A 22,882-nucleotide genomic window follows, 5' to 3' on the forward strand; every position below is an offset into this window, starting at 1 on the left:
CTCCCCGGTATTCTTAAAAACCAAATCTCAAAATCAAATACGTCGCTGTCAGGCCGCGCCCATCACCTGCCGTGCGATCACCACCTTCTGCACATCGGATGCGCCCTCGTAGATGCGCAGCGCGCGGATCTCGCGATAGAGGCTCTCGACGATGTGGCCCTTGCGGACGCCGTCGCCGCCATGCAGTTGCACAGCCTTGTCGATCACCTCTTGCGCCTTGTCGGTGGCGAACAGCTTAGCCATCGCCGCCTCGCGGGTGACACGCGCCGCGCCCATGTCCTTGGTCCAGGCAGCGCGGTAGACCAGCAGCGCCGCGGCATCGACGTCCAGCGCCATGTCGGCGATATGGCCTTGCACCATCTGCAGCTCTGCCATCGGAGCGCCGAAGAGTTTGCGCTCGGCCACCCTGCTGATGCTTTCGTCCAGCGCCCGGCGGGCAAAGCCGAGTGCCGCCGCGCCGACCGTCGAGCGGAACACGTCAAGCACCGACATGGCGATGCGGAAGCCGTCTCCCGGTTTGCCGATCAGCGCCGAGGCCGACACCCGGACCTGATCGAAGGAAAGCCGCGCCAGCGGATGCGGCGCGATCACTTCAAGGCGCTCGGCGATGCCAAGCCCCTTGGTATCAGCGGGTACGAGAAAGGCGGAAAGTCCCTTGGCACCCGGTGCCTCGGCGGTGCGGGCAAAGACGACGTAGAGATCGGCAATGCCGCCATTGGAAATCCAGGTCTTCTCGCCGCTGAGGATATAGAAGTCGCCATCGCGGCTCGCCATCATTTCGGTGTTGGCGACATCCGACCCGGAGCGTGGCTCCGAAAGCGCGAAGGCGGAAATCGTCTTGCCGGCCCTGGTCTTTGCCAGCCATTGCTGCTGGTCGGGCGTGCCGAACAGGCTGAGCGCGCCGGTGCCGAGCCCCTGCATGGCGAAGGCAAAGTCGGCCAACCCGTCATGGCGCGCCAGCGTCTCGCGGGTGATGCACAAGGTGCGGACATCGAGCGGTCCCGGATTGTCCGTATCGAGCGCCGTCGGCTTCAGCCAGCCGTCGCGGCCAAGTTTCGCCACCAGCTCGCGGCAGGCGGCATCGACGTCATGGTGATCGACGGGCAGGTTCCTGACGCACCATGCTTCCAGCCTTTCGGCCAGTTCGCGGTGGCGATCTTCAAAGAACGGCCAGCTGAGGAAGCTCCTGTCTGCCATCAATTCCCCTCGAACACCGGTTTTTCCTTGGCCACGAAGGCCTTGTAGGCGCGCTCGAAGTCACGCGTCTGCATGCAGATCGCCTGCGCCTGCGCTTCCGCTTCGATTGCCTGGTCGAGGCCCATCGACCATTCCTGGTTGAGCTGCGTCTTGGTGATGCCGTGCGCGAAGGTCGGGCCGGAGACGATGCGCGCCGCCATCTCGAGCGCGTCGGCCTCGAGCACTGCGGCATCGGCCAGCCTGTTGTAGAAGCCCCAGCGCTCGCCTTCCGCCGCCGTCATCGTGCGGCCGGTGTAGAGCAATTCGGCGGCACGGCCCTGGCCGATGATGCGCGGCAGGATCGCGCACGCGCCCATATCGCAGCCGGCAAGCCCGACGCGGGTGAACAGGAAAGCGGTCTTGGCCTCCGGCGTGGCGATGCGGATGTCGGCGCTCATGGCGATGATGGCGCCGGCGCCGACCGCGACACCGTCGATAGCCGCGATAATCGGCTTGCCGCAATTGAGCATCGCCTTGACGAAATCGCCGGTCATGCGGGTGAAGGCGAGCAACTCCTTCATGTCCATCTTGACCAAGGGGCCGATAATGTCGTGGACATCGCCGCCCGAGCAGAAATTGCCGCCATTGGACAGGAACACCACGGCGTCGACGTCGTCGGCATAGACGAGGTTGCGGAACGTGTCGCGCAGTTCCGCATAGCTGTCGAAGGTCAGCGGATTCTTGCGCTCCGGCCGGTCGAGCCGCACCCTGGCGATCCTGCCTTCGACCTCCCAGAGGAAGTGCTTCGGCTTGAGGCCGGCCATCGCAGTCATTCGCGTCCCTCCCAGTTGCTGCGGAACGAGGTCAGCATGCCGGTCAGCCGACGCGCATCCTCCTCGCTGACCTTGGCCAGCAATTCTCCGATCCAACCCTCATGCGCCGCGGCCATTGCGGCAAAAGATTTGGAACCCTCGTCGGTCAGTCGCACCATGGATGTGCGGCGATCGCCATTGCGGCGCGCGCGCGCGACCAAGCCTTCCGAAACCAGTCGGTCGACAATGCCGGTGACATTGCCGTTGGATACCAGCAGGAAGCGCGACAGATCGCTCATCAGCATGCCTTCCGGCGCGCGGTAGAGGGCGGCCATGACGTCGAAACGCGGCAGCGTCGTATCGAATTCTTTCTTCAGGCGCTCGCGCAGTTCGGCCTCAATCGTGCGCGAGGCACGCAGCAGCCTGATCCAAAGACGCAGCCGGTCCTTGCCAGGCCCCGACGGTACGGGCAATGGGCCGGCTACCATGTTTCGCCTCCTGAGATCGAAATTGCTTGTCCGGTGATCGACGCCGCCGCATCGCCGCACAGCCAAAGCACCGCCGCGGCAACTTCTTGCGGCTGGATGAAGCGGCCTTGCGGGTTGGTCGAGGCAAGGCTCGCCCTCGCCTCGCCAGCCGAGCGGCCGGTCTTTTCGACAATGCCCTGGACGGATGCCTCCAGCATGTCGGTCTCGACAAACCCGGGGCACACGGCGTTGACGGTGACGCCGGATTTCGCCGTCTCGGCCGCCAGCGCCCGCATCAGCCCGACCATGCCGTGCTTGGCCGCCACATAGGGCGCGACATAGGCGTAGCCTTTCAGTCCCGCGGTGGACGCAACGAAGACGATCCGGCCTGCCTTGCGCGCGGCCATGCCGGCCAGCGCCGGCTTCACCGTCAGGAAGGCGCCGGTCAAATTAACGTCGAGCGTCCGCTGCCAGTCGGCAAGCGAGGTCCTGTGCGCCGGCGTGCTGCCGGCCATGCCGGCATTGGCGACGACGATGTCGAACGGGCCGCGCAAGGCTTCCGCCTGCGCGTAGAGCGATGTCATCGCCGCCTCGTTGGTAACATCGGCCGGCATGGCGTGAACGCGGCCGTTCTCGCCTGCCACCTTGGCAAGCTCGGCGTCGCGCCGTCCGCATATGGTCACCTCGATGCCGGCCTCGGCCAGCGCGAGTGCGATGGCCCGACCGACGCCGGAACCGCCGCCGGTGACCAGCGCATGTTTGCCTGAAATCGCCGAGGCCGTCGTCATACTTTCAGCCCCGCCGCCGCATCGCGCTCGGCCAGCCGGTAGATCTGGTCGCGTCCGGGCAGATAGGGATCCGGCCATTTGACGCCACGGTCGCCGAGCGTCACTGCCGCATGCAGCGTCCAGTAGGGATCGGCGAGATGCGGCCGTGCCAGTGCCACCAGGTCGGCGCGGCCAGCCATCAGGATCGAATTGACATGGTCAGGCTCGTAGATGTTGCCAACCGCCATCGTCGCCATGCCGACCTCGTTGCGGATGCGGTCCGAGAACGGCGTCTGGAACATGCGGCCATAGACAGGCTTGGCGGCAATCGAGGTTTGGCCCGCCGAGACGTCGCATATGTCGACGCCTTCCAAATGCAGCATCCGCGCGATCTCCACCGCATCGGCCGGCGTCACACCCTCGATGCCGACCCAGTCATTGGCCGAAATGCGCACCGAGATCGGCTTTCGCGCCGGCCAGGCGGCACGCACCGCATGGAAGATTTCCAGGGGATAGCGCATGCGATTTTCCAGCGAACCGCCATACTCATCCGTGCGCCGGTTGGTGACCGGCGTGATGAAGGACGACAGCAGATAGCCGTGCGCGGCATGGATCTCCAGCATGTCGAAGCCGCAGCGATCGGCCATCTGGGTGGCGGTCACGAACTCGTCGCGCACCTTGTCCATGTCAGCACGGTCCATGGCTTTCGGCACCTGATTCTCAGGTGACCATGCAATCGCCGAGGCCGCCATGACCGGCCAATTGCCCGAGGCGAGCGGCACGTCGGTGCCTTCCCAACCGATACGGGTCGAGCCCTTGGCCCCGGAATGCCCGACTTGGGCGCAGATTTTCGCCTCGGTCTCGGTGTGGACAAAATCGACGAGCCGCTTCCACGCAACCTCATGTTCGGGCGCATAGAAGCCGGGACAGCCGGGCGTGATGCGTCCTTCCGGGCTGACACAGGTCATCTCGATATAGACAAGCCCGGCGCCGCCCTTGGCCCGCTCGGCATAGTGGGCGAAATGCCAGTCGGTCGGGCAGCCATCGACAGCCTTGTACTGCGCCATCGGCGAAACGACGATGCGGTTGTTGAGCTGCATGTCGCGCAGCCTGAACGGCGCGAACATCGGCGCCCGGCGCTGCCTGTTGCCGCCTGCCCCCGCCTGGCGCTGGAACCATTCCTCGGCGCTTTCAAGCCATTTGGCATCCCGCAGCCGCAAATTCTCGTGGCTGATGCGCTGCGAGCGGGTCAGCAGCGAATAGTTGAACTGCACCGGATCGAGGCCGAGATAGCGCTCGACCTCCTCGAACCACTCCAGCGAATTGCGCGCTGCCGACTGCAGCTTCAGCACCTCGGTGCGGCGCGCATCCTCATACTTGCGGAAGGCGGCGGCGAGGTCCGGTTCGGTTTTGACATACTCGGCCAGCGCGACCGCACTTTCCAATGCGAGTTTGGTGCCCGAGCCGATCGAGAAATGCGCCGAGGCCGCGGCATCGCCCATCAGCGCCAGGTTCTTGTACGACCAGCGTTCGCACAGCACGCGCGGGAAATTGATCCAGGCCGAACCTCTGATGTGATTGGCATTGGACATCAGCGCGTGGCCGCCGAGATGCTTCTCAAAGATGCGCTCGCAGACGGCGATCGATTCCTGCTGCGACATCGCGCCGAAGCCGAAGGCAGCCCAGGTCTGTTCGCTGCATTCGACGATGAAAGTCGCTGTCTCGCTGTCGAACTGATAGGCGTGCGCCCACACCCAGCCATGTTCGGTCTTCTCGAAGATGAAGGTGAAGGCGTCGTCGAATTTCTGGTTGGTGCCGAGCCAGACGAATTTGCATTTGCGGGTGTCGATGTCGGGCTTGAAGACTTCGACGAAGGTGTTGCGCGCCCTTGAGTTCAGCCCGTCGGCGGCGACGACCAGATCATGCGTCTCCATGTAGGGCTGAGGGTCGGCGATATCGCTTTCGAACATCAGCTTGACGCCGAGTTCGCGGGCACGCCGCTGCAGCAGGATCAGAAGCCGCTTGCGGCCGATGCCGCAGAAACCGTGTCCCGACGAGACCGTGCGCACGCCGTCATGGATGACGGCGATGTCGTCCCAATAGGCGAAATGCTTCTTGATCCAGACGGCGCTGACCGGGTCGTTCTTGGCAAGGTTGTCGAGTGTTTCGGCCGACAGCACGACGCCCCAGCCGAACGTATCGTCGGCGCGGTTGCGCTCGAACACCGTGACCTCGTGCGCGGCGTCTCTGAGCTTCATCGAAATCGCAAAGTAGAGGCCGGCTGGTCCGCCGCCGAGAACCGCAACCTTCATCCGTGCGATCTCCTCTTCGCTTGCTGCATCTCAAGTATCGCGCCAGAGGTGAGGTATTTCAAGCTTAAAGTTTCATAGTGAAGTGATTGTCTGGGCACGGGGTGGCGCGCTTGTGGATCGGTCCCGCAAGCACGCTCCGGAAATCACTTCTCCGGGTTCTTCGGGCTCCACAGAACGGTCTCGGCGCCCTTCTCATAGGCCATCCCATCGGCATAGCTGATCGCCTCCAGTTGCAATCCCCATGGCGCCTGGAAATAGAGGATGGTCTGGCCGGCGGCCGGACCTTCCTTGACCGGCAGCGGCCCCATCCGCGTCTTCACACCCTTGCCATCGAGATAGGCTTTCGCCGCGGCGACATCATCGACATACAAGGCAATGTGGAAGCCGCCGATATCGCTGTTCTTCGGCGTCAAATCCTTCTGGTCAGGCGCGGTGTATTTGAACAGCTCGATGTTCGATCCATAGCCGCAACGCACCATGGTGACCTGCTCGATGACAGCCTTCGGATCGACGCCCAGAAGATCCTGCATGAAGGTGCCCTTGTCGTCGGCAAAGGGCCCGAACGACATCGCCTTCTTGCAGCCGACGACTTCGGTGAAGAAGTCGACTGCCTGCTTCATGTCGGGCACCGTGATGCCGGTGTGGTCGTGGCCGCGCATGCCGGGGATCGCATCGGCCGAAGCCGTTCCCATCGAGCAGAACAGGATCGCGGCAAGCATCGTGCCGCGGGCTGCGTAATTCATATTACCCTCCGTTCGCGGGCTGATTTTGCCCTCATGCACGTCCGAGCCCGCTGTTCGGCGTGGTGGGTGAACAGTCCTATGCCGGCGCTTTCGTTGCTGGCCGCAACCAGTCCGCGTCGATCTCAGGCAGTGGGATGGCGGCAAGCAGGTCGCGCGTGTAGGTCTCCCTGGGATTGTCGAACAGCGCATCGGTGGCGCTCGCCTCGACGATCCTGCCCTCGCGCATGACGATCACCTGTTGGCAGAGCCGCCGGATGACCGACAGGTCGTGGCTGATGAAGGCGACTGTCAGCCCCATCTCCGCGGCCAGTCTCTCCAAAAGGGTGAGGATCTGCGCCTGCGTCGATACGTCGAGGCCGGAGACGATCTCGTCGGCCAGCACGAATTTCGGCGAAAGCGCCAACGCGCGCGCAATTCCGACGCGCTGGCGCTGCCCGCCCGACAGTTCATGACGATAGCGACTAGCGAAGCTTTGCGGCAGGCCGACGCGATGCAATGCCTCGGCGACGCGTTCCCTAAGCCTGTCGCCAAGCCCATTCTGCTTGAGCGGCGCGGCAATGATGCCGGCGATGGTGCGACGCGGGTTGAGCGACGACATCGGGTCCTGGAAGATCATCTGCAGGTCGCGGCGCAGAGGTCGCAGCTCCGCATCCGGCAGATGGGCGATATCGCGGCCCTCGAAATGGATGCTGCCGACGCTCGGCTCCAGAAGTCTGACAAGCGTGCGGCCGAGCGTCGATTTTCCGGACCCGGATTCACCGACGATGCCGGTCACCGAACCTCTCGGCAGATCGAAGTCCAGGCCTTTCAAAATCTCGGCCAGCGGCGCGCGGCCGATCAGCGGCTTGCGGGTCATGTCGGGCAGCGCCACCTTCAGCCCGCGCACGGAAAACAGCGGCTCAACCATGCGGCCGCCTCCACGCCTGGTCTGCCGCGTCGATCTCAGCGGCAAGCCCGGCCAGCACGGTCTCGTCCACCGGCATCAGCGAGGCGAAAGGATCTGTGTAACGCGGCGTCGCGGCCATCAGTGCCCGCGTGTATGGGTGCTGCGGGGCGCCGAAGAGAGCAGCCGTCTCGGCTTCCTCCACCACTTTGCCGGCATAAAGCACCGACACCTTCTGGCTGATCTTTGCAACGACGCCGAGATCGTGGGTGACGAACAGGATCGCGGTGCCATGCTCGCGCTGCAGCTCGGCGATCAGGCGCAGGATCTGCTTTTGCACGGTAACGTCGAGCGCGGTTGTCGGCTCGTCGGCCACGATCAGCCGTGGCTCGGCGGCGAAGGCGGCGGCGATCAGCACGCGCTGGCGCATGCCGCCGGACAGCTCGTGCGGATAGCATTTCAGCACCCGGTCGGGATCGCGGATCTGCACTTCATCCAACAATTGCCGGATCCGCTTGTCCGCCTTGTCACCGCTCCAGGCGAGAATGCGCACCAGCCGGTCAGTCATCTGCGGACCGATGCGGCGCGACGGGTTGAGCGCAGTCAACGGATCCTGCGGGATCAGCGCCGTGCGGGCGCCGATCAGCGTACGCCTTGCCTTGGGCTGCAGCCTGCCGAGCTCTTGGCCTTCGAGCTGCATGGCGCCTTCGACGATGCGCACGCTTGACGGCAGCACACCGAGCACCGCCTTGCCGATCATCGTCTTGCCGGCGCCGCTCTCGCCGACAAGAGCACGCACCTCACCCCGCTGCACGGAAAGCGACACCGAGCGCAGCACTCGCTGGCCGTTCGGCAGCACGGCGCTCAGATTGGCAATATCCAGGCAAGCGCTCATCGCAGCACCGGATCGAAGCGTGTCTTCAGCGCCTCGCCGAACTGGCTGAAGGACAGCACGGTGAGGATCAGCGTGACAAGCGGAAACACCAGCACCCACCAGGCTTGATGTATCGACAGCCGGCCCTCGGCGATGATGCCGCCCCAGGTGGGATCGTCGGTCGAGATCGACAGATTGACGAAGGACAGGATGGCCTCGACGATGACGGCGATGCCCATTTCCAGCGACAGCAGCGCCACGATCGAGGGCAGTACATTGGGCAGCACCTCGCGCAGCATGATGCCGATGCGGCCATAGCCGGCGATGCGGGCGTTCTCGACGTAGTCCATGCGCGACTGGCTCATCGCTTCGGCGCGGATCACCCGGCAAAAGCGCGTCCAGTCGATGATGGCGATGGCGAGGATGACGGAGCTGAGACCAGTGCCGAGCACCGCGACCAGCAGGATGGCGAACAGCACCGGCGGAAATGCCATCCAGACATCGACGATGCGCGAAACGATGCGGTCGGCCCAGCCGCCGAAATAGCCCGCAATCAGCCCGAGCGTCGAGCCGACGAGGCAGGCGGCAATCGCCGCAGCGAAGGCGACGATGAAGGCGATTTGGCCGCCGAAGATAAGCCGGGACAAGAGGTCGCGGCCGAGGCTGTCGGTGCCCAGCCAATAGCCGGGCTCGGTGCCATCGAGCCAGAAGGGCGGCAGCCGCTCCAGCATCAGATCCTGCGCCAGCGGGTCCTGCGGCGCCACCAGCGGCGCGAACATCGCGGCAAGAAGCGCCAGCAGCAGCCAGCCGCCGGCCAGCCACAGCCTCGGGCCCAATCCGCGCCGGGCCATGCGTGCCTCATCCATGGCGCAGCCTCGGATTGAGCAGCGCATACATCATGTCGACTGCAAGATTGATCAGCACGAACAGCAGCGCGAACACCAGCACGATGCCCTGGATCAGCGGCAGGTCGCGGTTGATGACGGCATCGATCGCCATATTGCCGAGCCCTTCGTAGGAAAACAGCCGCTCGACGATGACCGTGCCGCCGACAAGGAAGGTGAACTGGACGCCGACGAGAGTCAGTGTCGGCAAGGCAGCGTTCTTCAGCGCCTCGCGCAGGATAACCTGCGTTTCCGAAAACCCCTTCACCCGCGCCAGCACGACATAGTCGAGGTCCAGCACTTCCTTCAGCGACTGTTTCAGCAACTGCGCGATGATTGCGGCCAGCGGCAATGCCAAGGCTACTGCCGGCATCAGCATGTGCTTCAGCAGATCCCAGGTCAGGTCGAGGCGCAGCCGAAGCAAGCTCTCGAAGAAATAGAACTGGGTGACGAAGGGGAGGTCGAGCTGCGGCGACACGCGGCCGGAGATATCGAAGATCGGCACCAGCACGCCAAACAAAAGGATCAGCACGAGGCCCCACAGGAAATCGGGAATGGAAAGGGCGGCGCCGCTGGCGATATCGATGCCGGCTTCGACCGCCGTGCCGCGCTCGCGGGCTCCGAGGATCGCCGTCGTGCCGCCGAGCCCAACCGCCATGACGAGCGCGATGATGGCAAGTTCCAGCGTTGCCGGCAAACGATTGAAGACAAGGCTGAGCACATCTTGCCTGAGCGAAATCGAGGTGCCGAAATCGCCCCTGACGACGCCGGACAGCCAGATGAAGAATTGCTGCACGATGGTCTTGTCGAGCCCGTAGAGTGCACGCAGCCGGTCGATGTCGGCATCTGTCGCACCGGGGGGCAGCATCATGGCGATCGGGTCACCAGGCGCGACGCGGATCACGACGAAGACGACGACAGCCACGCCGAACAGCGTGATCAGCATCGTCAGCAGACGGATCAGGAATCGTTGCAGGAGCATTCTGGTGTTGGCCCAGTGCGTTTCTAACGAAGAGCCCCCTCATTCGTCCGCTTCGCGGCCACCTTCTCCCCAAGGGGAGAAGAGGTCACGGACAGCTGAGCTGGTCTCTTCTCCCCAGCGGGGAGAAGGTGGCCCGAAGGGCCGGATGAGGGGGCCGCTCAGCGAAGGGTGGCGCCCACAAGCCGATATCAGGCCGGGGTCATCAGCGCCGGCAGCAGCGCGCCGGACACATGCTGCACCACGTTGACGCCCTTGGCATGCACGATCGGTTGCGCATACTGAATCAACGGCAGCACATAGGCCTGCTCGGCGATATAGTTGTCGACAGCCTTCCAGCCGGCGATGCGCTTGGCCTCGTCCTTCTCGCCCCAGAGCGGATTGATCATGTCGATCAGGTCCTGGCTGTCCCACACCGAGTGCGGGCTCGGCCCATACATGGCAAAACCCGTCGACGTCGTAGGGTCGCCGATGGCGTTGCCCCAATTGTAGAAGGCGGCCGGCGCCAGCTTGTCGGCGGCGCGCAGTTCATAGTGCTTGGCGATCTCGTAGACCTCGATCGTCGCCTCGATGCCGACCTTGCGCCACATGCCGACGATTGCCTGGATCATCTCATAATCCTTGGGCTTGAAGCCCTTGGTCGTCTGGAAGGTGAACTTGACCGGTTTTTCCGGCGAATAGCCGGAAGCCGCGAGCAGCTCCTTGGCCTTTTCAGGATTGTGCTCGACCTTGATCGAGGCATCGAAGGCCGTGTACTCCGGGGTCTCCAGCGTAGCGATCGGCTGGCCATAGCCGCGCAGCAGCCGTTTGACCAGAAGCTCCTTGTCCACAGCCATGACAGCGGCCTGGCGGACGTTCTTGTCCAGCATCGCTTCAATGTCATTGAAGAAGATCATGCCGATGTCGGAAACAGGCTTGCACGAGCCGGCAAGCCCGTCCTTGGCGATCAGCCGGTCATACTCTTCATAGGGGACCTCCAGCGTCACCTGCGAGGAACCGGATTCGATCTCGGCAACGCGGCTCGCCGCGTCGGTGACGAACTTGATCGTCACATTCTCGAAGGCCGGCTTGTCGCCCCAATAGTGCGGGTTGGCCTTCAGTCGGAGGAAAGCATTTCGCTCGAATTTTTCCACCATGTACGGGCCGGTGCCGATCGGCGCCTTCTCGAAACCTTCCGCGCCAACCTTCTCGTAGTAGGCCTTCGGCAGGATGTAGCCGGTCAGGAACGACATCCATTTGAAATAGACCGGATCGAACTGCACGACGTCGCCGGTGATCTTGTTGCCGTCGATCTTGAAATTGTTGACGTTCTTCCAGACGAACTGGATCGGATTGCCGGTCTTTTCGTCGCCCGCCCGCTGCAGCGACCAGACCACGTCCTCGGGCGTGAAGGGCGAGCCGTCATGCCAGGTCACGCCTTCGCGCACCGTCATCGTCACCTTGGTGCGATCCTCGTTCCAGCCCCATTCGGTGAGCAGGCCAGGCGCAAAGGACAGGTCCGGCTTTTGCGGAATGAACTGGTCGAACACCGACTGGTAGAGACCCTGAATGGTCGGGTTGACCGCCGAAGGTCCGGTGGTCGGATCCCAGGACGGCAGATTGACGTTGTAGGCGATGGTCAGCTCGCCCGCTGCCGCCTTGGCGATCTCAGGCAGGCCGATCGCCGCCACCCCAAGTGCCGCGGCACTGTATCCCAGCAATTCTCGTCTGTTGATTGTCATGGTCGTTCCCCTTGTTGGTTTTGTTGTCTTTGCGCGGCACTATCAGTTTATCGATCCGGGCTTCGTGGGCAGCAGCGCCTTGCCTCTCGTCGCCTTCATGAAATCTTGGGAGCTACCTCCCGCCAAGCTGTTGCGCGAGCATGAAGCCGGAGGCCGCGCCGGTGCCGGCGCCGGGCCATGTCGCGGCGCCTATGAGATGCAGATTGCCGACCGGCGTGTTCCAGCCGGCATAACCGCGCGCCGGGCGGAACAGGAAATTCTGTGCCAGATGGTGGCTGCCGCAGACCTGGTCGCCGCCGACGAGATTGGGGTTCTCACGCTCGAGGTCGATTGGCGAGAACACTGCACGGCCGAGGATTTTCGGGCGCAGTCCGGGTGCGTATATCTCGATGATGTCGAGCACGCGCTCGGCGTAGGCATCCTTGACCTGATCCCAATGCGCGTGAGCGATCCTGCCTGCCGCATCGCCCAGGATTTTGGCAGGCAGCATGCGCACTTGCACCCACAGCACATGTTTGCCCTGAGGCGCGCGCGACGGATCGATCGCGGTCGGCTGGCCGACGACCAGCACCGGTTCGTCCGGCAGCATGCCCGCCATCGCCTGCTGATAGGTGCGCGACATCGCGTCGAGCGACGGCGACAGATGCACATAAGCGAACTGCCGAAGCTCCGCGCAGGCGCGCCAATCGGGCAGGTCGTCGAGCGCCAGATGGATCATCATCGTGCCCGGCGCGTGCCGGAATTTCTGCATCGCCGTGTCGAAGCCGGCGTCGCCGGAACCGTTGGGTAGCAACCTGCCGCTCAACGCCTTGGGCGCGACGCCGGCAATCACTGCCTTGGTGGCCGTATGTGTCTCACCTGAAGCGAGTCGCACGCCCGATGCCTTGCCGCCGGCAACGGTGATCTCGGCAACTTCCGCCCCGGTGACGATCGTGCCGCCGGCCGACGCCACCATGCCCGACAACGCGCGGATGATGGTGTCGGCGCCACCCTTGCCCAGCACCATGCCGAAGCTCTGGTTGGCCATCGATTCAAGATAGGGGAATACGGCGCCGCCGGCGATGTCGGGGGCGAAGTCGAGATGCATGCCCCAGGTGGCAAGCGTTGCCCGCACATGCGCGGACTCGAAATTTTCCTCCAGCCAGGCGCGAGGCGATGACAACAGCAGCCGTCCCGTATCGAGCGCGCCGGACATGCCTTTCTTGCGCCACAGGTTCCAGGCGGTGCCGGCAAGCGCACGCGCACTCATCGGCGATCCCAGCAGCCGGAACAGGTGCTCGGCTTCACCCGGAAAGGCGGCGACCAGTCTACGCCAGGTCGCGGCATCGGCGGCGGAGAAAGCGGCCATGCGGCCGGTGGTTTTTTCCAGATCGTTGCTGACGCCGAACCAGCGTCCGTCCGGGAAGGCGCTGGCAAAACAGTCGGCGACCGGCGCGAACTCAAGACCCTGTGCTTTCAATTCATTTGCATATTTCCGGTGGAAGGCGGAGCCGGCGAACAGGCTCAGATTCATTGCACCGAAATCGTGCCGGAAGCCGGGAAGCGTGTATTCGTGGGTCTGGACGGCGCCACCGATTGCTGCGCTGCGCTCGAAAATCCCGGTTTTCCAGCCTTTGAGCGCGAGATGCGCGGCGCATGCCAGACTGTTGTGGCCCGCCCCGACGAATATGGCGTCAAACTCGCTCACGCCCCGTTCCCATTTCCTTTATGCTTAAAGATAATTGCAGATGCATATGTTTTCGTCTAGTAGGATATTAAGGGCCGAGACGAGCCTTGATCTTCACCATAAAGAGGGAACTTCAGACCATGGACACGCAAAAACTCCTCGGCGAAGTCGCCGGCCAGCTGCTTTCAGGCGCCATCAGGGTGGTCGACCTCTCTGCGCAACTCGGACCCGACACGCCTCTTATCAAGCTGCCGCCGGAGCTTGCCGTCGACACGCCAAAGGTCGAGATCCATAACATCTCCCGTTATGACAAGAACGGCCCGTGGTGGGCATGGAACTGGCTGAAGCTTGGGGAGCATTCGGGCACGCATTTCGATGCGCCGCAGCATTGGATCAGCGGCAAGGATTATCCGGACGGCGCCACCGACACCATTCCGGCGCAGAACTTCGTCGGCCCGGTCAATGTCATCGACTGCTCGAAGGAAGCCGCCGCCGATCACGATTTCCTGCTCACCGTCGACCACATCAAGGCGTGGGAGGCCAAGCATGGCGCCATCAGCCCTGGCGAGTGGGTGGTGATGCGCACCGACTGGTACAAGCGCAATGGTTCGGAGGCTGAGTTCCTCAACGCCAATGAGACCGGCCCGCATACGCCAGGTCCGACGGCCGAAGCCATCCAGTATCTGATCAGCAAGGACATCAAGGGCTGGGGCTCGGAGACGATCGGCACCGATGCCGGCAAGGCCGGCGGCATGGAGCCGCCATTCCCGGCGCACACGCTGATGCACAAGGCCAACCGCTATGGCCTTGCCAGCCTCTGCAACCTCGACCAGTTGCCGCCAAAAGGCGCCATCCTGATCGCCGCACCGCTCAAGATCGAACATGGCACCGGCAGCCCGATCCGCGCGCTGGCGCTGGTGTCGAAAGGCTGAGAAAGCACGCTGAGGTGAGCCAGCCGGATCACATCATCGTTGGCAGCGGCATCAACGCGCTGGTCTGCGCGGCGATGCTTGGCGGCAAGGGCGCGAAGGTGCTCGTCCTCGAGCGCAACGACCGCATCGGCGGCTGCATGCGTACCGAGGAGATCACCGCGCCCGGCTTCATCCATGACGTGATGGCGACCACCTTCGTGCTGTTCATCACCTCGCCGGCCTTTGCGGCATTGGGCAGCGATCTCGCGCGGCACGGGCTGGAGTTCTGTCACACCGGCACGCCAACCGGCGTGCTGCGGCCGGACGGCAGTCATGCAGTGCTCACCACCAACCGCGCCGCCAATGTCGCGGCAATCAATGCGATTGCCGCCGACGATGGCGACCGGCATGCGGACGATGTCAGCGGCATCGAGCGCAATGCCGGCCTGTTGTTCGGCCTGCTCGGCGGCAGCCTGTGGTCCTATCCGACGGCGAAACTGCTGGCCGGCGATGCCTGGCGGCGCAGCCCACGCGGCCTTGCCGCCTTTCTCGGCGAAGCACTGGTGCCGGCGCGCAGCTGGCTGGAAAGCACCTATCGGTCCGAGACAATCCGCGCGCTGTGGGCGCCCTGGGTGCTGCACGCCGGGCTCGGACCGGAAGACGCCTTCTCAGGGCAGATCGCCAAGGTCATTGCCTTCGCGCTGGAAGCGGCCGGGGCGCCGATCGTCAAGGGTGGAGCGAAGACCCTGCTCACCGCCTTCGAAGCTCTGATAAGGGAACGTGGTGGCGACATCCGTACCGCCGCCGATGTCGCCTCGATCGTCCAGAGCGGTGGCCGCGCGACCGGCGTACGGCTCGCCTCGGGCGAAACGATTACAGCAAACAAGAGCGTCATCTGTTCGGTCACGCCGACGCAGCTTTACCACCGGTTGCTCGGCAGCGAGGCTCCCAAGGCCGATGTCGAAGCGACACAGAAATATCGCTACGGCAAAGGCAATTTCCAGATTCACTATGCGCTGAACAAGCCGCCGGCATGGCGCGGTGATGGCCTGGACCAGGTGGCATTGTTGCACCTGACGCCGGGGCTCGATGGCGTCTCGAAAGCCTGCAACGAGGCGGCGCGCGGCATGCTGCCCGAAGTGCCGACCATCTGCGTCGGCCAGCCGCATGCGCTCGATCCGTCGCGCTGCCCGGAGGGCAAGGCGATCCTGTGGCTGCAACTGCCCGAGGCGCCCAGGCACATCAAGGGCGACGCCGCAGGCGCGCTGCATGCACCGGCTGGCGGCCGCTGGACCGACGCGCTGCGCGAGGCCTATGCCGACCGCGCGGAGGCGATCCTCGCCAGCCACATCGACGGCTTCAAGGATAGCGTCATTGCGCGCCGCGCCTATTCACCGGCCGATCTCGAAGCGATGAACATCAATCTGGTCGGCGGCGACCCGTATGGCGGGTCGTCCACCATCGACCAGTCGTTCCTGTGGCGGCCGTTCAAGACCAGCCGCAACCATCAGACCGGCATCAAAAACCTCTATCACATCGGCGCCTCCACCCATCCGGGTGCAGGGCTCGGCGGCGGCTCCGGCTTTCTGCTGGCGGGCAGGCTGTGATGGAGCAGAAGGTTCCGGAAAAGCGCCAGCGCATCTCGACGCTTGGCCAGATCGGCCTGCAGCAATTCGCGCCCTATCTGATGAACCGCATCATGGGGCGCTACAACGCCACCTTGCGCGACGATTTCCGCAAGCAGGGCCTGACCATTCCGCAGGTCCGCACGCTGGCCGTGCTGTCGGTCACCGACGGCGTCACCGTCAACGACCTCTCGGTCTACACCGTCATCGAGCAGTCGACATTGAGCCGCACGCTCGACACGTTGGAAGGGCAAGGTTTCGTGCGGCGCGAGCAAGGCGTCACCGACAGCCGCATCCGCCATGTCTTCCTCACCGATGAGGGCCGCGCAGAGTTCACCCGCGCCTGGCCGGCTATGCATGACGCCTTCGAGGCAATGTTCGACGATGTCGACGATGCCGAATATGCAGCACTGATCGCGACGCTCTTGAAGATGCTCAGGAACATTCGCAAGCACGAAATCTAGACGTACGCGCTGCCAAGTTTCGGCGGCAACGGAAGGTTGGAAAAATGGCCGAACGGTCTTTTGCCAAGGAAGTCGAAAAGCTCCGGCTCGGCGCCGGCGAGGAGTTTGCCGGCGAGGGCATCCTCGCCATCACCAAGGCGCTGCTGCAATGCGGCGTCGGCTATGTCGGCGGCTACCAGGGCGCGCCGATCAGCCATCTGATGGACGTGCTGGCCGACGCGCAGGACATTCTGGGCGAACTCGGGGTGCATTTCGAGGCGAGCGCCTCGGAAGCCACCGCCACCGCCATGCTCGCTGCCTCGGTGCATTACCCCATTCGCGGTGCGGCGACCTTCAAGTCGACTGTCGGCACCAATGTCGCGTCCGACGCGCTGGCCAATCTTGCCTCCGGCGGCGTAACCGGCGGCGCGCTGATCATCGTCGGCGAGGATTATGGCGAGGGTTCCTCGATCATGCAGGAGCGCAGCCATGCCTTTGCCATGAAAAGCCAGGTCTGGCTGCTCGACCCGCGCCCGAACCTGCCGTCGATCGTCAAGGCGGTCGAGGATGGCTTCGAGCTATCCGAAGCGTCCAATACGCCGGTGATGCTGCAGGTGCGCATCCGCTGCTGCCACGTCCACGGCCATTTCATCGCCAAGGACAACAAGCGCCCGCCGATGACGGTGGCCGATGCGCTGGATGCGCCGCGCCGCGACACCGGCCGAATCGTGCTGCCACCCGCCTCCTTCCTGCACGAGAAGGAGAAAGTGCAAAAACGCTGGCCGGCGGCGGTCGATTTCATCACCAGGAACAAGATCAACGAGTTCTTCGGCTCGGATCATGGTTCGGTAGGCATCGTCATGCAGGGCGGCATGTACAATTCGGTCATCCGCGCCTTGCAGCGTCTCGGCCTTTCCGACACCTATGGCGAGACGGATGTGCCGCTCTATGTGCTCAACGCCGTCTATCCGCTGATCGACGATGAGTTCCTGTCTTTCTGCGAAGGCAAGCACGCGGTGCTCGTGGTCGAGGAGGGCCAGCCCAACTACATCGAGCAAGCCTTTGCCGCCATGCTGCACAAGGCCGGGCGCGGTACCAGGCTGGTCGGCAAGGAGTATCTGCCGATGGCCGGCGAATATACCGGCCAGGTCATGCTGGACGGCATCGGCGCCTTCCTGCGCGCCGAGGCCCCGCATCTCTTGCCGGGCGAGGTGCGCGCGCCCAACAAGGTCGGCGACGGCGTCGACACGGCGGACCTGATCAACGTCGTGCCGGGCCGTCCGCCCGGCTTCTGCATCGGTTGCCCGGAGCGGCCGATCTTTGCCGCGACCAAGCTGGTCGAGCAGGAACTCGGCAAGCACCACATCGCCTCCGACATCGGCTGCCATTTGTTCTCGATCATGCCGCCCTTCGAGCTTGGCGCCACCACCATGGGCTACGGGCTCGGGCCGGCCTCGGCTTCAGCCTTCAATTCGCCCGACGCCAAACGCCGGTCGATCTCGTTCGTCGGCGATGGCGGCTTCTGGCACAATGGCCTGACCTCCTCGATCGGCAACGCGGTCTTCAACAAGAATGACGGCGTCATCGTCATCGTCGACAACTTTTACTCCGCCGCGACCGGCGGGCAGGACATATTGTCGTCGCGCGCAGGCAACAAGACCAAGTCGACAAAACATCCTATCACCGAGGCGGTGAAAGGCATGGGCGTCAAATGGCTGCGCCACATCGACCGCACCTACGATGTCGGCAAGATGCAGGACACGCTGCGCGAGGCGCTGACGACGGAGGAAAAGGGACCAAAGGTCATCGTCGCCTCGTCCGAATGCATGCTCAACCGCCAGCGCCGCGAAAAGCCGCTGGTCGACAAGGCGATCAAGGGCGGAACCCGTGTCGTCAAGCCGAAATTCGGCGTCGACGAGGACATCTGCACCGGCGACCACGCCTGCATGCGGCTGTCCGGCTGCCCGTCGCTGTCGGTGAAATCGCTCGACGATCCCTTGCGTGACGATCCGGTGGCATCGATCGACCAGAGCTGCGTCGGCTGCGGCAATTGCGGCGAGGTGGCGGACGCTGCCGTTCTGTGCCCTTCTTTCTACCGCGCCGATGTCGTGCACAATCCGAGCCGCTGGGACCGCTTCCTCGAATCTGCACGTCGCGCCACCATCGGCCTGATGCAGCGCCGCCGCGAGAGCCGCAGGTTGACGTTCGCCGATGCTTGACCAGGCTTCGCCCTTGCGTCCGAAATCCGGTGCCGCCGATACCGAGCCGGTGATCAAGCTCGCTTTGCTCGCGGTCGGCGGCCAGGGCGGAGGCGTGCTCGCCGACTGGATCACCGATGTCGCCGAGCGCAATTCCTATGTCGCGCAATCGACCTCGGTCGCCGGCGTCGCCCAGCGCACCGGCGCCACGATCTATTACGTCGAGATGGCCCGCGACACCGGCCGGCTGCCGGTCTTTGCCCTGTCGCCTTCGCAAGGCGATGTCGACATATTGATCGCCGCCGAGCTGATGGAAGCCGGCCGCGCCATCATCAGGGGCTTCGTCACGCCCGATCGCACCACGCTGATCACCTCCTCGCACCGTATCGCCGCGGTGTCGGAAAAGATCGAGCCGGGTGACGGCCGGGCCTCGTCTTCGAAGGTACGCGCGACGGCGGAAGCTGCATCGAAACGCTTCATCGCTTTCGACATGGAAAAGATCGCCGCCGACAATGGCTCGATGATCTCGGCCAGTCTGCTTGGCGCGCTGGCCGGCTCCGACGCATTGCCGTTCAGGCGTGAAAGCTATGAGCAAGCGATCGGCGCCGGCGGCCGGGGCGCGAAAGCCAGCCTCGGTGCCTTCGCCGTTGCCTACGACCGCGCGCGCGGTACGACGGTCCCCGCGCCAGAGCGGGCAGAACCGGCCACGGTCGAACCAGCTCCGGGTGCAGGGCGCGTGAGCGGTCCGCAGAACCTGCTGCAGGGTTGGCAGGCACTGGCCGCCCGCATCGACCTGATGCCCGCGGCGGTGCGCGACATGGCGCTCCGGGGCCTGAGAAAGGTCGTCGACTACCAGGACATCTCCTATGGCGGCGAGTATCTCGACCGGCTCGACCAGGCGGTCGCGCTGGATAGCGCTGAACATGCCCATGCATTGTCCATCGCTGCCGCCAAGCATCTGGCCAACGCGCTGTGCTACGACGACATGATCCGCGTCGCCGATCTCAAGACACGTTCGACGCGTGACCGGCGGGTGCGCAAGGAGGTGGGCGTCAAGGACGGCTCCATCCTGCAGGTGACCGAATATTTCCATCCGCGCATCGAGGAGTTCTGCGGCACCTTGCCGGCGGGGTTGGGCAGCTACATCGAGAACCGACCGAAACTTGCCGGCTTTCTCGACCGGCGCATCAATCACGGCCGGCGCAGCCGCACCGACAGCTTTGCCGGCTTTGCGGTCCTCTGGTTCATTGGCGGCCTGCGCCGCTGGCGCCGCCGCCTGTTGCGCCACAAGGTGGAGATGGCGCATCTGGAGCGGTGGTATGCATTGGCACTTGGATATGTGCCCCAGGATTACGCGCTCGCCGTCGAAATCCTGAACTGCCGCCGGCTGATCAAGGGCTACAGCGACACCCACGTCCGCGCCCAGTCCAAATTCGATCGCGTGCTGTCGGCGCTCGATCTGGTCAAGGGCCGCGATGACGCTGCCGACTGGATCAGGCGGTTGCGCGAAGCTGCGCTGAAAGACGAGAAAGGCGACATGCTCGATGGCGCGGTGAAGACGGTGGCATCGTTGTCTGATCATGGTGTGGGAGGAGGTCGAGCTTAGGCTGGTACCTCTACGCTACTGCCGCCGTTTCCCTACTCCCACTGGATTGCGGATTGAACACGCCGCTTCAAGCGATCGCAGCTCGGCTTCCACCCGGATTGCGGGAAGCGTTGCCGGCCGACCTGCCGGGCGTCAGTCGCGCGATATGGACAGCCCCGCGAGAAGCGGAGCGTACGCGGCGAGCCTGCGGGATACGAACTCCGTGAAGAGCCGCACCCGCTTCGTCTTGCGTGTCTCGCCTTGCGTGAGAAGCCACAGTGTCCCATGCATGGGCACGTCGATCCCCGGCACCCTCACCAGCAGGGGGTCGGCATCTCCAACGAAGCACGGCAGTTTCGTTATCCCAATCCCTTGGTGCGCCGCGATGATCTGCGTCTCGGCGTCAGGTGTCCTGAACGGTACTCCCGTCACGTGAACTTCTCCCTCGCGCGCCCAGTCCGGAATTCCATGATTGTCTATGCCTATCCACCGGATGGGATCAGGCGTGCCCGCACGCCACGCGGCTAGTCGATCGCGAGACATGTAGACGCCGCTGAACAGCTCCGGTCCCTTCAGGCCGTGAAGATTGAGCGGCAGGGTCTTGCGGTCGGCGACAATGCGGATCGCGACGTCGGCCTCTCGGTTGGTCAGATTGGCCAGCTCGCCGGACGACAGGATTTCCATCTCGATGTCGCGATGTAGACGCGCGAAGTCGGCGAGATCCGGCATGAGCAGGTGTGTGGCGAGGAACGGTGGAAGCGTCACCCGCAAAAGCCCGCGCGCGCTCTGGTCACGACCGAAGACTCGCGTCTCCAACTGGTGCGACGACGCTTCCATCTGTGTCGCGAGATCGAGGACCTCTTCGCCCGCAGCCGTCAGGCGGTAGCCGGAAGGCAGCTTTTCGAACATCTGCGCCCCGAGGCGTTCCTCGAGCTGAGCGATGCGTCGCAGCACGGTCGAGTGGTTCACACCGAGGTGCGCGGCGGCAGCACGCACCGAGCCGCCGCGCGCGGCGGCAAGAAAGTAGCGGACGTCATCCCAGTCGATCATGGTGCATTCCTGCGCAGCGAAGTGCGGCTTGCAAAGCCCATACTAACACGATCAGCCGTAGTTCGTGCGGTCGCCGCGGCGTTCAATCATCTAGCTGGATCGTTTTCGCACCAGCGATGTGCGCGATTGCGCACTCACCGCCCGACTTCGGCGAACCCATCTTGAGGCTCTCGCGGGACTTTCCCGTGCAGCCAAAGATACGAGACGGCGAAACGAAGGATGCATGACATGAACAGACTGAATGGAAAGACCGCTGTGATAACCGGCGGCGCTACGGGCATCGGCCGCGCCGCAGCCAAGCGCTTTATCGAGGAGGGCGCCTTCGTCTTCGTCTTCGGCCGCCGGCAGGAAGCGCTCGACGCTGCCGTGGCCGACCTTGGGCCTAATGCCCGCGCGGTTAAGGGCTCGGTCTCGGATGAGGCCGACCTCGACCGACTCTACGCTGCGGTGAAGGCCGAGCGCGGAAGCCTCGATATCGTCTTCGCCAATGCCGGGGCGGGAAGTCTGCTTCCGCTCGGGCAGATCACCGCCAGGCACATTGACGAAACCTTCGACACCAATGTGAAGGGTACGATCTTCACGGTCCAGAAGGCGCTGCCGCTGATGAGCCAGGGCGGTTCGATCATCCTGACCGGCTCGAGCGCCGGCACCACGGGCGCTCCGGGGTTCACTGCCTATAGCGCGAGCAAGGCGGCAGTGCGCAACCTGGCGCGGACCTGGGCGGAGGACCTGAAGGGCACCTGCATCCGGGTAAACGTGTTGTCGCCCGGGGCGACGGCGACCGAACTCGCGAAGGAGGCGTTGGGCGAGGAAGGCCAGAAGGCCTACGGCGCGATGACTCCGCTCCAGCGCATGGCCAATCCGGCGGAGATCGGGGCCGTGGCCGCCTTTCTCGCGTCGCCGGACAGCAGCTTCATGACCGCCAGCGAAGTCGCCGTCGACGGCGGCCTGGCTCAACTCTGACCCCCAGCGCGGTCCGTACCTGGGCCGCGCGCAACGAAAGACAAAGAATTATGAAAAAACTCGAAGGCAAGATCGCAGTCATCACGGGCGGAAGCAGCGGGATCGGATTGGCCACAGCCAAGCGCTTCGTAGAAGAAGGAGCGCACGTCGTGATTACCGGGCGAAGAGAGAAGGAGTTGAAGGAGGCCGCAGCCTTCATCATGAAAAACGTTACGACGGTCGTGGGTGACGTGTCGCTCCTGGAAGATCTGGATCGCCTCTATGCCGTCGTGAAGGTGAAACATGGTCATATCGACATTCTCTTCGCCAACGCCGGCGCGGGGACGATCGCACCGCTCGCCGTCGCTACCGAGGCACATTTTGATCAGACCTTCGATGTGAACGTGAAGGGTCTGTTCTTTACGGTGCAGAAGGCCCTTCCCTGTTCAAAGACGGCGGTTCGATCATCCTGAATTCTTCAGTGTCGAACGTGTTGGGGCTTCCAGGGTTTAGTACCTACGCCGCGAGCAAGGCGGCTGTACGCAACTTCGCGCGCGCTTGGACACTGGAATTCAAAGACCGCAAAATCCGCGTCAATGCAATGAGTCCGGGACCAATCGAGACGCCGGCCTTGGAGACAACGACTGGCCTTACCCCTGAGCAAGCCGAGCAAGCGGCCGCCCAGTTTGCGTCACAGATCCCAATGGGTCGCAGGGGCAAACCAGAGGAAATCGCGGCTGCCGTAACGTTCCTCGCCTCCGATGAAAGTTCTTTCGTCACCGGCGTGGATCTCGCCGTCGACGGAGGCATGGCGCAAGTCTGACCCCGGCATTAGCACCAGATC

General features: G+C 63.9%; 19 protein-coding genes and 2 pseudogenes. 7 read left to right on the top strand and 14 right to left on the bottom strand.

The annotated features are described in order from the left end of the window. Positions 1-48: 48 nt before the first annotated feature. From NKI64_RS09905 to NKI64_RS09960, 13 genes and pseudogenes are all read right to left on the bottom strand, one after another. Positions 49-1,197 (bottom strand): acyl-CoA dehydrogenase family protein, encoded by a 1,149-nt coding sequence (locus NKI64_RS09905; protein ID WP_023714921.1) that lies wholly within the window; start codon positions 1,195-1,197, stop codon positions 49-51. Next, positions 1,197-2,009 carry an enoyl-CoA hydratase family protein gene (locus NKI64_RS09910; protein ID WP_023714922.1) on the bottom strand — a complete coding sequence of 271 codons (813 nt, stop codon included), beginning with the start codon at positions 2,007-2,009 and terminating at the stop codon, positions 1,197-1,199. The genes NKI64_RS09905 and NKI64_RS09910 overlap by 1 nt, the downstream gene beginning before the upstream one ends. After that, positions 2,006-2,476, bottom strand: a complete 471-nt coding sequence (locus NKI64_RS09915) for a MarR family winged helix-turn-helix transcriptional regulator (RefSeq protein ID WP_023710056.1) — start codon at positions 2,474-2,476, stop codon at positions 2,006-2,008. The genes NKI64_RS09910 and NKI64_RS09915 overlap by 4 nt, the downstream gene beginning before the upstream one ends. Continuing rightward, positions 2,470-3,243 (bottom strand): SDR family NAD(P)-dependent oxidoreductase, encoded by a 774-nt coding sequence (locus NKI64_RS09920; RefSeq protein ID WP_352667772.1) that lies wholly within the window; start codon positions 3,241-3,243, stop codon positions 2,470-2,472. Before NKI64_RS09920 ends, NKI64_RS09915 begins: the two co-directional genes overlap by 7 nt. Further along, positions 3,240-5,534, bottom strand: coding sequence for a bifunctional salicylyl-CoA 5-hydroxylase/oxidoreductase (locus NKI64_RS09925; protein ID WP_023710058.1), 2,295 nt, complete (start codon positions 5,532-5,534; stop codon positions 3,240-3,242). Before NKI64_RS09925 ends, NKI64_RS09920 begins: the two co-directional genes overlap by 4 nt. A gap of 143 nt (positions 5,535-5,677) precedes the next feature. Next, positions 5,678-6,277 carry a VOC family protein gene (locus NKI64_RS09930; protein WP_023714924.1) on the bottom strand — a complete coding sequence of 200 codons (600 nt, stop codon included), beginning with the start codon at positions 6,275-6,277 and terminating at the stop codon, positions 5,678-5,680. A 76-nt stretch (positions 6,278-6,353) separates the two neighbouring features. Then, entirely contained in the window at positions 6,354-7,184 is an 831-nt protein-coding gene (locus NKI64_RS09935; RefSeq protein WP_023699865.1) for an ATP-binding cassette domain-containing protein, read from the bottom strand. Beyond that, the gene (locus tag NKI64_RS09940) at positions 7,177-8,055 is read right to left on the bottom strand and encodes an ABC transporter ATP-binding protein (RefSeq protein WP_352667775.1); all 879 of its coding nucleotides are present in this window, start codon (positions 8,053-8,055) and stop codon (positions 7,177-7,179) included. Before NKI64_RS09940 ends, NKI64_RS09935 begins: the two co-directional genes overlap by 8 nt. Continuing rightward, entirely contained in the window at positions 8,052-8,900 is an 849-nt protein-coding gene (locus tag NKI64_RS09945; protein ID WP_352667777.1) for an ABC transporter permease, read from the bottom strand. The genes NKI64_RS09940 and NKI64_RS09945 overlap by 4 nt, the downstream gene beginning before the upstream one ends. Continuing rightward, complete coding sequence (locus NKI64_RS09950) at positions 8,893-9,900, bottom strand: ABC transporter permease (protein WP_352654993.1); 1,008 nt, start codon at positions 9,898-9,900, stop codon at positions 8,893-8,895. Before NKI64_RS09950 ends, NKI64_RS09945 begins: the two co-directional genes overlap by 8 nt. Positions 9,901-9,942: 42 nt before the next feature. Beyond that, positions 9,943-10,055, bottom strand: a pseudogene (locus NKI64_RS32120) (endonuclease domain-containing protein); the annotation flags it as partial. Positions 10,056-10,088: 33 nt separating this feature from the next. Next, positions 10,089-11,618: an ABC transporter substrate-binding protein gene (locus NKI64_RS09955; protein WP_031201105.1), complete on the bottom strand. Its 1,530-nt coding sequence runs from the start codon at positions 11,616-11,618 to the stop codon at positions 10,089-10,091. 112 nt (positions 11,619-11,730) lie between these two features. After that, positions 11,731-13,305 carry a phytoene desaturase family protein gene (locus NKI64_RS09960; protein WP_352667781.1) on the bottom strand — a complete coding sequence of 525 codons (1,575 nt, stop codon included), beginning with the start codon at positions 13,303-13,305 and terminating at the stop codon, positions 11,731-11,733. 119 nt (positions 13,306-13,424) lie between these two features. On the opposite strand from NKI64_RS09960, the gene NKI64_RS09965 reads away from it, so the two are divergent. The 5 genes from NKI64_RS09965 to NKI64_RS09985 are packed head-to-tail and all read left to right on the top strand — an operon-like array spanning position 13,425 to position 20,067. Further along, positions 13,425-14,216 (top strand): cyclase family protein, encoded by a 792-nt coding sequence (locus NKI64_RS09965; protein ID WP_023682742.1) that lies wholly within the window; start codon positions 13,425-13,427, stop codon positions 14,214-14,216. A gap of 14 nt (positions 14,217-14,230) precedes the next feature. Continuing rightward, on the top strand, positions 14,231-15,802 hold the full coding sequence (locus tag NKI64_RS09970) for a phytoene desaturase family protein (RefSeq protein WP_352667783.1): 1,572 nt from the start codon (positions 14,231-14,233) through the stop codon (positions 15,800-15,802). Beyond that, complete coding sequence (locus NKI64_RS09975) at positions 15,802-16,284, top strand: MarR family winged helix-turn-helix transcriptional regulator (RefSeq protein WP_352667786.1); 483 nt, start codon at positions 15,802-15,804, stop codon at positions 16,282-16,284. Before NKI64_RS09970 ends, NKI64_RS09975 begins: the two co-directional genes overlap by 1 nt. 44 nt (positions 16,285-16,328) lie before the next feature. Continuing rightward, complete coding sequence (locus NKI64_RS09980) at positions 16,329-18,482, top strand: thiamine pyrophosphate-dependent enzyme (protein WP_352667788.1); 2,154 nt, start codon at positions 16,329-16,331, stop codon at positions 18,480-18,482. Further along, on the top strand, positions 18,475-20,067 hold the full coding sequence (locus NKI64_RS09985) for an indolepyruvate oxidoreductase subunit beta family protein (RefSeq protein ID WP_352667790.1): 1,593 nt from the start codon (positions 18,475-18,477) through the stop codon (positions 20,065-20,067). The genes NKI64_RS09980 and NKI64_RS09985 overlap by 8 nt, the downstream gene beginning before the upstream one ends. Positions 20,068-20,199: 132 nt before the next feature. Here NKI64_RS09985 and NKI64_RS09990 read toward each other — a convergent pair whose 3' ends face one another. Next, a complete protein-coding gene (locus NKI64_RS09990; RefSeq protein WP_352521160.1) occupies positions 20,200-21,096 on the bottom strand; it encodes a LysR family transcriptional regulator in 897 nt (298 codons plus the stop codon). 228 nt (positions 21,097-21,324) lie between these two features. Here NKI64_RS09990 and NKI64_RS09995 point away from each other — a divergent pair, with 228 nt between their 5' ends. Both NKI64_RS09995 and NKI64_RS10000 read left to right on the top strand, forming a co-directional pair. After that, positions 21,325-22,059 (top strand): SDR family NAD(P)-dependent oxidoreductase, encoded by a 735-nt coding sequence (locus NKI64_RS09995; protein WP_352667792.1) that lies wholly within the window; start codon positions 21,325-21,327, stop codon positions 22,057-22,059. A 50-nt stretch (positions 22,060-22,109) separates the two neighbouring features. Continuing rightward, positions 22,110-22,861: pseudogene (locus NKI64_RS10000) on the top strand (SDR family NAD(P)-dependent oxidoreductase). The last annotated feature ends 21 nt before the right edge of the window (positions 22,862-22,882 follow it).

Origin of the sequence: Mesorhizobium sp. M0478, assembly GCF_040321305.1 — a bacterium.
Classification (GTDB): domain Bacteria; phylum Pseudomonadota; class Alphaproteobacteria; order Rhizobiales; family Rhizobiaceae; genus Mesorhizobium.